Origin of the sequence: Saccharopolyspora flava (genome assembly GCF_900116135.1) — a bacterium.
Classification (GTDB): domain Bacteria; phylum Actinomycetota; class Actinomycetes; order Mycobacteriales; family Pseudonocardiaceae; genus Saccharopolyspora; species Saccharopolyspora flava.
In genome coordinates this window covers 61,879-75,046 of record NZ_FOZX01000014.1, presented here as the reverse complement: position 1 = coordinate 75,046, position 13,168 = coordinate 61,879, and the positions used below count along the sequence as shown (strand labels likewise).

The following is a 13,168-nucleotide window of genomic DNA, read 5'->3' as shown; positions in this document are numbered from 1 at the left end:
CTGCGATCACGCGAGCGCAACCACGTAGGCTACCGGTCGAAGCGACGCGCCGGCACGAAACGGGAAGGACGCTATGCCACCGCAGTCCACACCTCCTGCGAAACCCACCCGACGACGCTGGCTTCGAGTAGCGTGGATCGCGACCTTCGCCCCGATCTGCGCAGGGCTGCTCATCGCCGGTTTTGCGTTTCACTGGGCATTCCTGCCCGCTGCGGCGCTCTGGATCGCAGCCTTGGCCTGCATTCTCCGGATGGAGTCCCTCGACCACCAGACACGATCGGTAGCCGAAGCCACTCCACGCCAGCAACTGGCCAAAGCCGGTTGGCTGCTGCTCGCGATCGCCCTGATCTTTGTGAGCGCAGTGGTTGTGAACGCAGGCCTCGGGTGACGCCCGGTCTCACACGACAGCTCGAGTCACAACAACGCCGTCCCGCTAGCGTTCCAGTAGGTGGCCGAGTTCGTCCCAGCGCTTCCGGCGCACGTCCAGGCCCTTCAGCACTGCCCGGATGAACAGCAGCAGCGCGACGGTCGCCAGTGCCCACGCGAGGTAGTGACCGGTGCCGTCAGCGGGTTCGGACGTCAGCGCTGCGGCGAGGGCGAACAGGCCGATGAATCCGTGCAGGAAGGCCAGGCCGACCTGGCGGTTGAACTGCTTGGCCCAGACTCGCTGTCGTTCGCGGACCCGGTCGAGGTCCCTGCTCGGCAGTGTCGCTTTCGGCTTGAACGGGCCATCGCTGCTGGACAGGACCGTTGTCTGCGGCTTGGACAAGACCAGCGTGCGCCCCACCGCGGTGCGGGTGTTCGTGGCCACGGTCAGACCTGCGGCTCGGACGATTCCCCTGATCTCCGGGTATGAGAGGGGCGCGTACTGCGACGTGTCGAGGTGATAGGCGCCGCGAACGTCCATCTCGGCGTCGCGGAGGTCGGCTCGGAGTCGACGTTGAGCGTCTTCCTTGCCGTTGGCGTCCCGGTCTTCTGCCGGGACGAAGCGCAGCAGCCAGCCCGCTTCGCCCAGGTCATCGTCCTGATAGCCCCAACCGTGCTCGCGCAGCACGGCGAGGATCTCGGGTTTCGGGATCTCCCGGTAGTCGAACCAGTCGATCTCGAAGACCTGGTTTTCGCACTGGTCCGCGGCCTGCTGCAGCCGAGCCAATTGCCGTTCCTTGCGTCGAAACCGGATCTCGCTCGGCGTTCCCAGCGCCGTTGCCGTGACGATCACGGTGAACAGGACGATCGACGGGATCAGCAGCCACAGGCCGATGTCGTGGACGAGTTCTTCCGACAACTCAGATCCCCTTCCGCGGCGGCACGAACCGCAACACCCGGCTGCCGTGGAGGCTGGACTCGTCCACGAACTTGAACCCCTCGCTGGTGGCGAGCTCCTTGATCATGTGATCCGACAGCGGATGGGCCTTCCACACGACGACGTGGACCTCTCCCTCCAGCGACCGTCGCCCCGCCAGATCTCGTCGAACCGACGCAACCCCACGCCCCGGCCGCTGGAACCGCGCCATCACGCGCTCACCAGCCACCCACAGCATGACCAGCGCGAACACGATCCCGCCGATGCTCGAAACCATCCGCTCCCCAGCCGTCCTTTCCGCCGCACCTCCGGAGCGGCGCTCACCAGTCCGCCACCCATGATGTGGTCCCGGTCGAAGCCGCCTCCCGCCGGCCACCTGTGCTCTTGCGGTTTCGGCCCAGCACGCGCACGGGGGACTTCCTTGACCATTCGACCACCGTCATTTTGGGCGCAGTTTTCATGAAAACTTCCCTCCCCCCACCACAGCGCGCGAACGGGTGGGCTGCGGAGGGGACAGTTTTTCCTCGAATTGTCCGGGCAAAACGGACATTGATCATGGGTGATTCGAGGAAAAACTGTCCGACTCAGCGCGGCGCCGCTCCGTCGGTGACCACGGCGGCGACCGCGAGCGCGAGGGCGTGCTTCGGTGGGCGACCTGCACCGATGAGTTCCTTCGGCTTGGCTGGTCTACCTCGACACACCCGAGGCTGGAGGGGCGGCATGGCGAAGTCGGTGTTGTACATGTCGATGTCGTTGGACGGGTTCATCGCCGGGCCTGGGGACGGGCCGGGCAACGGGCTCGGTGTCGGCGGGCTTCGGCTGCACGAGTGGCTCGGCGAGCCCGTCGCGGGGTATCCGCACTTCGATCCGCCGGGGGTGAGCGGGCGGGTGTTCGCCGAGGTGATGGCGACGGGTGCTGTCGTCGTCGGGCGCAAGACCTTCGACTACGCCGGGCGCTGGGACGGCGACCACCACGGAGTGCCGATCTTCGTGCCCACCCGCGGCACGCCTCCGGAGCCACGGAGCGGCTGGGTGCACTACGTCCCCGACGTCGCGAGCGCGATGCGCGAGGCCAAGGCGGCCGCCGCCGACGCGAACGTGATGGTGCACGGCGCTTCCCTCGCGCAGTCGCTGCTGCGCGAGGGCCTGCTCGACGAGCTGGAGATCCACCTGGTCCCGGTCGTCCTCGGTGGCGGGCGCCGGCTGTTCGGAACCGACCACGTCGAGTTCGAGCTCACCCGCGTGCTCGACGCGCCCGGTGTCACGCACCTGCACTACCGGGTTCTGCCCTCGTCGTGAACGGGCGCAGTTTTCATGAAAACTTCCCCCACCCCACCCAAGGCGCGAGACCCCCGGTCTCACGCCGCCACGGGGCTGAACCGCACGCGCAGCGCGTCGGGGCCTCGGGTGAAGACGCCGGTCTCGTTCGAGGGTTCTGCGGCGTGCAGGTCGGGCATCGCGTCGAGCAGGAGGTTCGCGCCGATCTCCACCTCGGCTTTGGCCAGCAGCGCACCCACGCAGAAGTGCCGGCCGAGTGCGAACGCCAGATGATTCGCCGCGGCGGAGAACGCGTTGCCGGTGTCGAGGTCCTCCCGGAAGAGATCGAAGTCGTCCGGGTTGGCGAAGTGTTCGGCGTCCCGGTTGGCCGCGCCGATCAGGACGGTGACGGTGCTTCCCGCAGGTACGGTGCCGCCCGAGAAGGTCACGTCCTCGGCCGGTTCACGCATGATCATGTGCACCGGGGGCGTGTAGCGCAGGGTCTCGACGAAGGCCTGCGGGATCAGCGTGCGGTCCTGGCGCACCGCGGCGAGCTGCGCCGGATGCGCCAGCAGGTTGCGGAACACGCCCGCGATGGCCTTGTCCGTGGTCTCCCCGCCCGCAGCCAGCAGCAGGCTGCAGAACGCCTTGATGTCCTGGTCGGTCATCCGGGTTCCGTCGACCTCCGCCAGGCACATCCGGGAAAGCAGGTCGTCGCCCGGGTTCTCGCGGCGCTGCTGAATGATCGGGATGAGGTAGGCGGCGAATTCCTCGGACGTGCGCAGACCGTCCGCCACCACGTCCGGATCCTGCGTGAGATTGCCCAGGAAACCGATGATCGAGGTGTACCAGCGCTGAAAACGCCCGTAATCGGCCTTGTCCAGCCCGAGCATGTCGACGATGACGTTGACCGGCAACCGGCGTGCGAACTGCTCGACCAGATCGACCTGTCCGGCAGAGCGGAACTCGTCGATGAGTTCGGCCGCGTTGCGTTCGATCAACGGCTCGAACCTCTCGCGCAGCTCGTCACCGCGGAACGCCGGTGCCACCAGCGCCCTGCGCCGTGCGTGCTCGCGGCCATCGAGCTGGAGGATCGTCTTGCCGCCGTGCACCGGTTCCAGCTGCCACTCGTAGTTGTTGCTGGTGAACACCGGATCGCGGAACGCCTTGGCGACGTCCTCGTACCGCGACACCACGTAGCTCTGCATCGGTTCGTGCCACAAGAGCGGATGGTGCTCGCGCAGAACGCGATAGGCGGGATACGGATCGGCGTTGAACTCGGGCGAGAGAATGTCCGGGGCTTCAGGCATGTGCCACTCCTAGGACGCAGCTCACTACCGCATCGAGGCTATTCCCGGACAGCGCGCCACAGGGCCGTTTTCCCCGATACCGCGAACGAACTGCCTCCTCGGTGACTCCCGCGCCACCCGGATGGCCCAGAGCGCCAGGTCACGACGCCGTGAAGGCCTCGGACGTGGCGTCGTGGGCGAGTTCGACGACGCTGGGGCCGTAGACGTCGGGTTCGACGACTCGCAGGATGAGGCAGAAGCGCTTGCGCAGGCCGTGGTTCCGCATGAGGCGGGCGCGGTTGCGCTGGAGGTAGCGGGCGGCGGCGCGGTTGCTGACCGAGGTCTGGCCGCAGATCAGGAACGCCGGCTTGTCGTCGCGGTCCCGCTGGATCTTGGCCAGCGCGACGTACTCCGCGCGCCCCTTCTCGACCGGGAAGCGGTGCTCGCCGACGCTGATCGCGAGGCCTTCCGGGTCGTCCTCGTGCAGCGCGTGCCGCAGGTTCGGCACCGCGGAGCGCAGGTGGGCGGCGGTGCGCTGGTTGGCGTCGGGGCCGCCGATGCAGAACTCGGCCTTGTCGGCCGCGCCCTGGTAGACGTCGTCGTGGAAGACGACCTCGGGCCGTGCGCGGCAGTCACCGAGCACCGTCGACAGCTCCAGCAGCGCCGCCGCGTCGTTGCGGTGCACGCTGGAACCGCGGTTCGACGAGGCGTGCCGGGGCACGACGACCAGGCACTCATCGCCGCCGGTCAGGCCGAAGAACACCTGCATCCGCCGCACCCTGCGCCAGGCCAGCGCCCTGGTCGCCAGCCACACGGCCGAACCCGTGATCACGCTGGCGATGATGTTCAGCGCGACGTTCCACGCATCACCCGTCACGAGCACCCGCCCTCAAGATCGACTCACCGGCAGGCTATCGACCAGGCAGCCACGGCAAACCGCTTTTCAGCGGATCTCGGTGCACCCTCTCCGGCACCAAACAAGCGAGTCATCCGAGCACTACTCCATTCTGATGAACCTCTCCGGTTCAACACCACGACCCTTTCACGACTGAGAGATTCAGGGGTGAAGCCAGGATAAATCGGCTTCACATTCCCATATCTCGCCCATTCGAACAGTGGAGAGCAGTGAGCTTCCCAACGCTAAACCTGAAGATTGCAACAGTTGCTTTGTCCGCCGCGGCCCTACTGGCGACTTCACCCACCACCGCAATTGCAGAACCTGAAACCCGCGACCATGGGCAACGGGTCACGTTATCAATTCAAGCCCCAGCAGGCCTTCCCCTTGGGCAAACGATTCCAGTTGCCGACCTCTGGAAGTACGGTGTACCCAAGAGCCAGATCGACCGGATCGCACGAGGCGAGCAGCCCGATCCCGCATCCAGCCCCTCCAACGGAGAAGTCAAGGGATGGCCCGACCGGTACAACTCCATCGAGGAGTGGAATGATGTCGACAACTGGGCGTCCCACATGCGTCTCGGCTGGTGGGACGGCGGTGACCGAGGATTCGGGCTTGAGAAGATCGAGCAGAAGCACAACCTGGACACTCGTATCGCGAGGGCCGTCACTCAGCGCCCTCGTGGCTACTGGGTAGGATCACCCGAGAAGAACCCGGAAAACGGCGAAGCCTTTGAATACTTCGGAAACTTCGTTAAGATCGACTGTTCCCCCATTGCTTGCCTGCCATTCCCCTCGATCGACACAGAGGAAGTTCGCGTCGTTCATGATTTTCGACGCCTGAGCGACGGCCGACCTTTTGGGGTTGTCACTGCATACTGCACCGGAAAGACAGTGTGCCCGGACTGGGTAAAAGAATCCTACACGCCGTGACGATCCGTACTATCTAGAAATCGAGCGGCTCATGCACCCGTCTCGTCACTGTCCCCGAACTTCCGGGAACAGTGACGAGGCGGGCGAGCTAAAGTGAGGCTAACGCCAGCCGCCGAGCGAATGGACGATGTGCATGCCTGCTGAGTGGTGGTCGCCGGTGGTCAACAACCTGGCCTTGCTCGAGGGCGGGAACGTGGAGGTTGGCTTTCTGGCGTCGAGCATCGACCTGAGCCGTCGTCCTGCCGTTGCGACGTGTTCGTGGATGGACGGGACGACCGCGACGCTGCACGTCGATCCGGACGACGACTGCGCGGCGATTCGACGGCAACTCGCCGATGTCGGGCCCGGCCTTCCCCAGCCCGAGCTCGACAACAGCATCTTTTGGGTGCCGGACGACGAGACGTCGTCGCCGTTCCTCGTGCACGCGTGGGTGCTGCAGGAATTGGGTCGCTCGGCTGAATACCAACCCGTGGCGGACATGTGGGGAGAACGGCTCGAACTGCGGTACATCAGCGGCGGCCCGTCAGAGATCGAGGCGATCTTGCATCTGCCTTCGCGCGGCTACGCCGTGCGGATGCCGATCGAGATCAGCCCACCCGGCGCGAAGTACATCGACATGGCCTACGCGCTCGCGAAGTCGGCTTGCGCGATCGATCCCGGAAATCGGCAGGCCGCTGATCCCCATGACGGGCTCCCGACGTACTTCGGGCCCGCATACTGACGCCCATGACTTCTCCACCTCCTCAGTCCCGGTATCCCGCTTGTGAGTTGTGCGGTGGCACTTACGTCGGTGGGATGCGGATGACCAGCCATCAGAAGACCGGGGTGTTCCCGTTCCGGAAGCGGATGTCGGTCAACCCGCTCTCCACGCTGAGCGCTGTGGTGTGCCTCGGGTGCGGGCACACGAAGCTGTTCGCCGACGAGCTCAACCGCCTCCGGTTCGAGGCCCAGAAGCATCCCGAGGTCTTCGACTGGTAGCGGAACCACCCGAACGCTCGACTTGTTGTGGCTGGTGATCGCGGTGACAATGCGCGGCATGAGTTACGGGCCGCAAGATCCGTACGACCGGCGCGACGCCGACTACCGCTACGACCGCGACTACCGCGACCCCTACGAGCGACGTCGACGCCCGGGGCAGGTCGGCGACACGGTGGCGCGGATCGTGCGGATCGTCGTGTCGATCGTGGTGCTGGTGTTCGCGCTGCACGTGCTGTTCGTGGTGCTCGACGCGAACCAGGGCAACGGCTTCGTGTCGTTCATCTACACCCTCGCGCAGACCTTCGTGCTCGGGCTCGGCGACGTGTTCACCCCGGACGACGCGCTGCTCGGGGTGGTCCTCAACTACGCGCTCGCGGCGCTGATCTGGTTCATCGTCGGCCAGATCATCATCAAGATCATCCGCAGGTAGGGCGGTTTCGCGGGGTTCTCACGTCTCTTCACTCCCGGGGCAGCTTCCCGTCGGCCGGGGACAGTTTTTCCTCGAATCACCCATGATCAATGTCCGTTTCGCCCAAACAGTTCTCACTAAAACTGTCCGCTGCCCTCACCTCCGAGCGGGAGATCGCGAGGTCAGCGGGCGGCGACCGTCGTGCCGAGGAGGGTGAGCTTCTCGGCGCTGTCGGTGCCCGGGTCGGGGTGGAAGATGACCAGGGCCTGGCCCGGGCTCCCCTCGACGCCGAGGCGTTCGCGGTTGAGGACCAGGTCGCCGACCTGCGGGTGGGCGACGCGCATCGGAGCGGCCGCGCAGACGATCACGTCGTGGCGGGCCCAGATGCTGCTGAAGCGGGGGCTGGCGAGGCAGAGCTCGCCGACGATCTCGGCGTAGCGGGGGTCGTGGGTCTCCGCGCCGACCGACTTGCGGAATCCCGCGACCGCGCTGACCGAATCGGTCTCCCAGTCCGGGTAGAGGTCCTGCTCGGCCGGGTCCAGGAACATGTCGCGAAGGCGGTTGGTCCCCGGAACCAGACGGGGCGACATCGCGGTGGCCAGCCGGTTGGCGGCCAGGACGTCCATGTACCTGGTCTCCACGAACGCCGGAAGCGCCAGCGATGCGAGGAGTTTCGCCGTACTGGACCGGAGCTCCGGCATCGGTGTCCTGCGCAGCGGTTTGGTCGCCGCCAGGCGCAGCAGGTGCTCGGTCGCGGCGTCGTCGAGCCGCAGGACGCGCGCCAGCGATTCCAGGACCTGCACCGACGGGTTGCGGTCGCGCCCCTGCTCCAGGCGCAGGTAGTAGTCGGCGCTGATGCCGGCGAGCATCGCGACCTCCTCCCGGCGAAGCCCGGGCACGCGCCGCACGCCGGTCACCGGAATCCCGGCCTGCTCGGGAGTGACGAGCTCGCGCCGTGCGCGCACGAACTCGCCCAGCAGGTTCTCCTCGGCCACACACCCCAGCGTAGGCCGCTCGTGGCTGGTCCTGTCACTCCCAGGGTCGCGGGAGCTCTGGTTCGGCTCGCGCTGCGGCGGCAACGTGGTCGGCACGTCCACTCACCGGAGGTTTGCATGTCCACGTTTCTGCTGGTCCACGGCGCCTGGCACACCGGTCGGGCCTGGGACCGGGTGGTGCCGCTGCTCGCCGGGCACCGGGTGCTCGCCCCGACGCTGACCGGGTACGGCGAGACCGCGCACCTGCTCGCGCCCGAGACCGGGGTGCACACCCACTCCGACGACCTCGTGCGGCTGATCCTCGCCGAGGACCTGCGCGACGTCGTGCTGGTCGGGCACAGCTACGCGGGGCTGGTCATCTCCGACGCCGCCAACCAGGTCCCGGAGCGGATCTCGCAGCTGATCTACCTCGACGCGATGGTGCCGGAGGACGGCGAGACCGCGGCCGACGTGATGCCGCAGGCGAAGAAGTCCATCGACCTGGCGCTGCGCTCCGAGAGCGGGTTCCGCGTCCCGCCTCCGGACGACGGCTTCGCCGGGGACGGCCTGTTCGGCGTCACCGATCCCGACGACCTGGCGTGGTTGCGCTCGATGCTGTCCGACCACTCGGTCGGTGCGCTGCAGCAACCCGTGCGTCTCGACAACCCCGCCACGCGGGCGATCCCCCGCGCCCACATCCACTGCACCGACGTCCCCGAGGGCTTCGTCCGCCGCCCCGTCCCCACCGTCCAACCCAACGGCTCCCCCGCCGTGGTTCACGAGCTGCCCACCGGCCACGACTGCATGATCACCATGCCCGGCGAGGTGGCCCGGTTGCTCGTGGACCTCGCCAGGGGACAGTTTTAGGGTCCGTTTCAAAAGGAACGCGACCAAGGTGACCCAAGATTCAGTAAACGCGACCCACTACGGGTACGTTTCTCAACGGACGCGACCAAAATGACCCAAGCTTTGGTAAACGCGACCCACTACCGGTACGTTTCGAAACGAACGCGACCAAGGTGACCCAAGCTTTAGTAGAGGCGACCCACTACGGGTACGTTTCGAAAGGCAGGGGCAATTTCTTCTGAAATTGGCGGCCCCCGCAACGCGAGGAGAACCACGAAACGAAGCCAATTTCTGGAGAAATTGCCCCTCCGCACGCACCCAAAGTACCCCGCGGAGCGCTCCCAAGACGACCCCCAAGGGGTCGGGACAGTTTTCATGAAAACTGTCCCTCCACCCACACGACGGAACCCCAAAATCCCAGCTCAACCACCTCGAGAGTCTGGAGCCCCCTCCACAGAGAGACCCCGAGGGGTCTGACAGTTTTCATGAAAACTGTCACCCCCCCACGGGGTTCCTTGGGATCGCTTCGCGGGGTCGGGTTGCTTGCGTGCGGAGTGGCAATTTCTCCAGAAATTGGCTTCGTCTTGGGGTTTTCTTGCGTTGTGGGGGGCCGCCAATTTCAGAAGAAATTGCCACTGCCTTTCGAAACGTACCCGTAGTGGGTCGCGTCTACCAAAGCTTGGGTCGTCTTGGTCGCGTCCGTTGCGAAACGTACCCGTAGTGGGTCGCGTTTACTGAATCTTGGGTCGTCCTGGTCGCGTCCGTTGCGAAACGTATCCTTAGTGAAAACTGTCCGGCCCGACTTCCCTTGAAATCGGGTCACTCCTCGCGGGGGCGGAGGACGTCGGGGAGCGGGGTGGTGTGGAGGATGCCGAGGCGTTGCGTCGCGCGCGTGAGGGCCACGTAGAGGTCGGCGGCTCCTCGTGGGGTTGCGAGGATCTCGGCGGGTTCGACGAGCAGGACCGCGTCGAATTCGAGGCCCTTGGTGTCCGTCGGGGTGACCGCGCCGGGGGTGCCGGGTGGGCCGATGACGACGCTGGTGCCTTCGCATCCGGACTCCTCGGACGTGAATTCCTCCACGGCACACGACATTTCAGAAGCGTCGACCTGGCGGAACCAGGGTTCGACGCCGGTGGAGCGGACCGAGGCCGGAGCGGCGACGCCGGGTGCGAACTCGGCGAGGAGTCCGGCGGCGAGCTCCATGATCTCCGCCGGGGTCCGGTAGTTGACGGTGAGCTCGCGGTAGGCCCAGCGACCGGGGACGTAGCGGTCCAGCATCGCGGCCCAGGTGCGCGCACCTGCGGCTGAGCGGCGTTGGGCGAGGTCGCCGACGACCGTGAACGAGCGGCTCGGGCAGCGGCGCATCAGCACTCGCCAGTCCATTTCGGACAGTTCCTGCGCTTCGTCGACGACGACGTGGCGGTAGGTCCAGTCACGGTCGGCGGCGGCGCGTTCGGCCAGGTCGCGGGTGTCGTGCTCGACGAACCGCTCGGCGAGATCCGAGGCGTCCAGCAGGTCCTGGGCCAGCAGGTGGTCCTCGTCGTCCATGAGGTCGTGCCGCTCCACCTGCAGGATCTCCAGAACTCCGGCGGCGTAGTCGGAATCCTCCTCGGCAGAAGGCGTTTTCACCTCCCCGAGCAGGTCGACGAGCTCGTCGAGCAGCGGCACGTCCGACACCGTCCACGCCTCGCCCTCATCCCGCAGCAGCGCCTCGGCGCCGACCGCGCGCAGCCGTTCCGGCGAGGTGTAGAGGTCGGCGAGCAGCTGCTGCGGGGTCAGCTCCGGCCACAGCGCGTCGATCGCCTCGCGCAGGCCCCGGTGCTCGGCGAGCTCGGCCCGCACCTCCTCCCGGATGCTCCCCCACGCCTCGTCCTCCCTTGTCAGCCAGCCGCGGCCGATGCGGGCGGTGGCGCGTTCGGTGAGCACGTAGCCGACGACGTCGACGAACACCGCGCGGGCCTCGTTGTGCGGCAGGCCGCTGTCGCGCGCCTCCTCGCGGGCCCACTCGGCGGTGGCGGCGTCGATGCGGACCGACACGTCCTCCAGCTCGATCTCCCACGGCTGCTCGGGCAGTCGCTGCCGGTCGGCGATCGCCGCGCGCAGCACGTCGAGGATCGTCAGCGATCCCTTGAACTCGGCGATCTCGGGTGCGTCCTCGGCGGTGACGCGCAGCCCGGGCAGCAGGTCGCCGGTGGTGGCGAACACGACGTCGGACTCCCCCAGCGACGGCAGCACGCGCCCGATGTGGTTCAGGAACTGCGGATTCGGCCCGACCACCAGCACGCCGCTGCGCTCCATCCGCTCCCGCTGCGTGTAGAGCAGGTAGGCGACGCGGTGCAGCGCGACGACGGTCTTGCCGGTACCGGGTCCGCCTTCGATGACCAGCACGCCCGGGTGGTCGAGGCGGATGATGCGGTCTTGCTCGGCCTGGATGGTGGCGACGATGTCGCGCATCCCCTCGCCCCGGGGCGCGTTGACGGCGGCGAGCAGGGCCGCGTCACCTGCGGTGTCGCCGTCCGGGCACCCCAGAACCTCGTCGGTGAAGCCGGTGATCTCCCGGCCGCGGCTGTGCAGCTGGCGGCGTCGGCGCATGCTCTCGGGGTGGGCGGCGGTGGCGGTGTAGAAGGGGCGTGCCGCCGGCGCGCGCCAGTCCAGCAGCAGCGGCCGGTGGTCGTCGGCCTCGTCGAACAGCCCGATCCGGCCGATGTAGCGGCGTTCCCCGTCGTCGGCGTCGAGCCGCCCGAAGCACAGGCCGTGGTCGGCGACGTTCAGCCGCTGCAGCTCGCGGGCCTGGGCGCGGACCTCCACGTCGCGTTCCATCGGCGACGTCGCGGTGTCGCCCAGGGCCCGCTGGTAGCGGGTCTCGGCTCGGGCGCGTTCGGCGTCGAGTCGTGCGTAGAGCCCCGCCACGTGGGCGCGTTCGGACCGCAGTTCTTCGTCGTGCTCAGACACGTGCCCCTCACCGGTGATCGACTCCCCCATGCAGCGCAACGCTGTTTGCGCAGGTCGAGCATTGTGCGGCAGACCCCGGGCCTTGCCGCAAGTCCCCCTCCCCCCCGGTAGAATGAGCACGGGAGGGGACGGGGGTTCCCCTCGATCCCGGGCAAGTTCCTCGCGCCGGTTGCCGCGCGTCCCGCCCTTCGGTCTCTTGGTGCTGATCACGAATCCGGTGCGTGCCCGGCTGTCACGCGGCTCGTGTCGCCGGAACGGCGTGTTGCGTGACCCGTTGGCACTCAGCGACTTTCGTCCCATCACTGCTTCCTATGTGGAGGGACGAGACGATGTGCGCCAGTTGGCGGATTCCCGCGTGCGAGCGTCGCGGCGAGATCGTGGTGACGTTGCTGGTGCGGGACGAGATCTCCATCGCCCAGGACGGCGCCGAGGTCGTGATCGCGCGCAGCCAGCTCACCGAGGTCGCCGACAAGCTCTACTTCCTCGACCAGGCGTTCCGCGCCGAAGCCCGCGACGTGGTGGAAGCGCTGTGCGACTGATGGCCGCCGCGATGCTGTGCGCCCTGCTGACCGGGTGCGCCGAACCCGACCGGCCCGAGGACGTGTTCTGGGAGATGTACCGGCGGCAGGCCACCCAGACCGTCGTGCACACCCGGCGCGAGTACTTCGAGACCCCCGAAGCCGCCGCCGCGCGGACGATGGTGCGGGTCAGCGACGAGATCTACGACTACGCATCCGGCCGCCACGTCGGCACCGGCATCGAGCACTGGCGCGGGCGGAGCGTCGTGCGCACCCGGTGCGTCGACGGCGCCCAGTACGGCTACCTGCCGTCGCGGCAGGTCTGGGACGGGCCGGAGTCGAGCGCGTTGTGCCAGGTCAGCTCCCGGCCGGGGCTCGGCGACGGGGTGATTCCCGGCGGCCTGACCGACTCGCAGGCCGAGGAGATGATCGCGTCGCTGCGGGGCGCGCACCACTTCCTCACCCCGCTCGCGCCGGTGCCCGTGGACGTCGACGGCCACCGCTACCTGCGCATCGAGGTCCGGGTCAGGCCGGTCGAGGGATTCGACATGCCGCACCTGCTGTTCGCCCTGCGCGACGCGGGCCTGGACCCGGGCACCTACCCGTTCCAGCCCGCCGACGACACCCGAGGCGGCGCCGACCTCACCTACTACGCCGACCCGGTGACCCTGCTCCCCGAGTTCGTCCACCGCCGCCCCCTCCGGGCCGGTCCGGTCGTCCGAGTCGAATACCTCCACCCGGCCACCGTCCCCGAGAACCCCCTCGCCGACACCACCCCCTGGACCCTCCGCTGGTGACCCGTCGCGACGAAAACC

At 67.5% G+C, this 13,168-nt stretch carries 15 protein-coding genes; 9 read left to right on the top strand and 6 right to left on the bottom strand.

Translation table 11 applies throughout. The annotated features are described in order from the left end of the window. The first annotated feature begins 73 nt into the window (after window positions 1-73). Window positions 74-388 (top strand): hypothetical protein, encoded by a 315-nt coding sequence (locus BM424_RS28605; protein ID WP_139274178.1) that lies wholly within the window; start codon window positions 74-76, stop codon window positions 386-388. A gap of 45 nt (window positions 389-433) precedes the next feature. Here the strand turns inward: BM424_RS28605 and BM424_RS26890 are convergent, their stop codons facing one another. After that, window positions 434-1,285 (bottom strand): hypothetical protein, encoded by an 852-nt coding sequence (locus BM424_RS26890; RefSeq protein WP_093423714.1) that lies wholly within the window; start codon window positions 1,283-1,285, stop codon window positions 434-436. A gap of 1 nt (window position 1,286) precedes the next feature. Continuing rightward, window positions 1,287-1,580 carry a hypothetical protein gene (locus tag BM424_RS26885; RefSeq protein ID WP_093423711.1) on the bottom strand — a complete coding sequence of 98 codons (294 nt, stop codon included), beginning with the start codon at window positions 1,578-1,580 and terminating at the stop codon, window positions 1,287-1,289. A 443-nt stretch (window positions 1,581-2,023) separates the two neighbouring features. On the opposite strand from BM424_RS26885, the gene BM424_RS26880 reads away from it, so the two are divergent. After that, window positions 2,024-2,602 (top strand): dihydrofolate reductase family protein, encoded by a 579-nt coding sequence (locus BM424_RS26880; RefSeq protein WP_093423708.1) that lies wholly within the window; start codon window positions 2,024-2,026, stop codon window positions 2,600-2,602. Between the two features lie 59 nt (window positions 2,603-2,661). Here BM424_RS26880 and BM424_RS26875 read toward each other — a convergent pair whose 3' ends face one another. Next, window positions 2,662-3,870: a cytochrome P450 gene (locus BM424_RS26875; RefSeq protein WP_093423706.1), complete on the bottom strand. Its 1,209-nt coding sequence runs from the start codon at window positions 3,868-3,870 to the stop codon at window positions 2,662-2,664. A 139-nt stretch (window positions 3,871-4,009) separates the two neighbouring features. After that, window positions 4,010-4,726, bottom strand: coding sequence for a hypothetical protein (locus tag BM424_RS26870; protein WP_093423888.1), 717 nt, complete (start codon window positions 4,724-4,726; stop codon window positions 4,010-4,012). Between the two features lie 248 nt (window positions 4,727-4,974). Between BM424_RS26870 and BM424_RS28600 the strand changes: the two genes are divergently transcribed. The 4 genes from BM424_RS28600 (at window position 4,975) to BM424_RS29640 (ending at window position 7,084) form a co-directional block, all read left to right on the top strand. Beyond that, window positions 4,975-5,676 (top strand): hypothetical protein, encoded by a 702-nt coding sequence (locus BM424_RS28600; protein WP_139274177.1) that lies wholly within the window; start codon window positions 4,975-4,977, stop codon window positions 5,674-5,676. A 157-nt stretch (window positions 5,677-5,833) separates the two neighbouring features. Beyond that, a complete protein-coding gene (locus BM424_RS26865; protein WP_139274176.1) occupies window positions 5,834-6,397 on the top strand; it encodes a hypothetical protein in 564 nt (187 codons plus the stop codon). 80 nt (window positions 6,398-6,477) lie between these two features. Then, the gene (locus BM424_RS29020; RefSeq protein WP_175548282.1) at window positions 6,478-6,654 is read left to right on the top strand and encodes a hypothetical protein; all 177 of its coding nucleotides are present in this window, start codon (window positions 6,478-6,480) and stop codon (window positions 6,652-6,654) included. Window positions 6,655-6,712: 58 nt separating this feature from the next. Continuing rightward, window positions 6,713-7,084, top strand: coding sequence for a hypothetical protein (locus BM424_RS29640; protein WP_245776163.1), 372 nt, complete (start codon window positions 6,713-6,715; stop codon window positions 7,082-7,084). Window positions 7,085-7,245: 161 nt separating this feature from the next. Here the strand turns inward: BM424_RS29640 and BM424_RS26850 are convergent, their stop codons facing one another. After that, window positions 7,246-8,058: a helix-turn-helix transcriptional regulator gene (locus tag BM424_RS26850; RefSeq protein WP_093423699.1), complete on the bottom strand. Its 813-nt coding sequence runs from the start codon at window positions 8,056-8,058 to the stop codon at window positions 7,246-7,248. A gap of 117 nt (window positions 8,059-8,175) precedes the next feature. On the opposite strand from BM424_RS26850, the gene BM424_RS26845 reads away from it, so the two are divergent. Next, on the top strand, window positions 8,176-8,904 hold the full coding sequence (locus BM424_RS26845; RefSeq protein WP_093423696.1) for an alpha/beta hydrolase: 729 nt from the start codon (window positions 8,176-8,178) through the stop codon (window positions 8,902-8,904). A 798-nt stretch (window positions 8,905-9,702) separates the two neighbouring features. Here the strand turns inward: BM424_RS26845 and helR are convergent. Beyond that, the gene (gene helR / locus BM424_RS26840) at window positions 9,703-11,835 is read right to left on the bottom strand and encodes an RNA polymerase recycling motor ATPase HelR (protein WP_245776162.1); all 2,133 of its coding nucleotides are present in this window, start codon (window positions 11,833-11,835) and stop codon (window positions 9,703-9,705) included. A 329-nt stretch (window positions 11,836-12,164) separates the two neighbouring features. Here helR and BM424_RS26835 point away from each other — a divergent pair, with 329 nt between their 5' ends. Both BM424_RS26835 and BM424_RS26830 read left to right on the top strand, forming a co-directional pair. Beyond that, a complete protein-coding gene (locus BM424_RS26835) occupies window positions 12,165-12,374 on the top strand; it encodes a hypothetical protein (RefSeq protein ID WP_093423694.1) in 210 nt (69 codons plus the stop codon). After that, window positions 12,365-13,150 (top strand): hypothetical protein, encoded by a 786-nt coding sequence (locus BM424_RS26830; RefSeq protein WP_139274175.1) that lies wholly within the window; start codon window positions 12,365-12,367, stop codon window positions 13,148-13,150. The genes BM424_RS26835 and BM424_RS26830 overlap by 10 nt, the downstream gene beginning before the upstream one ends. Window positions 13,151-13,168 lie beyond the last annotated feature (18 nt).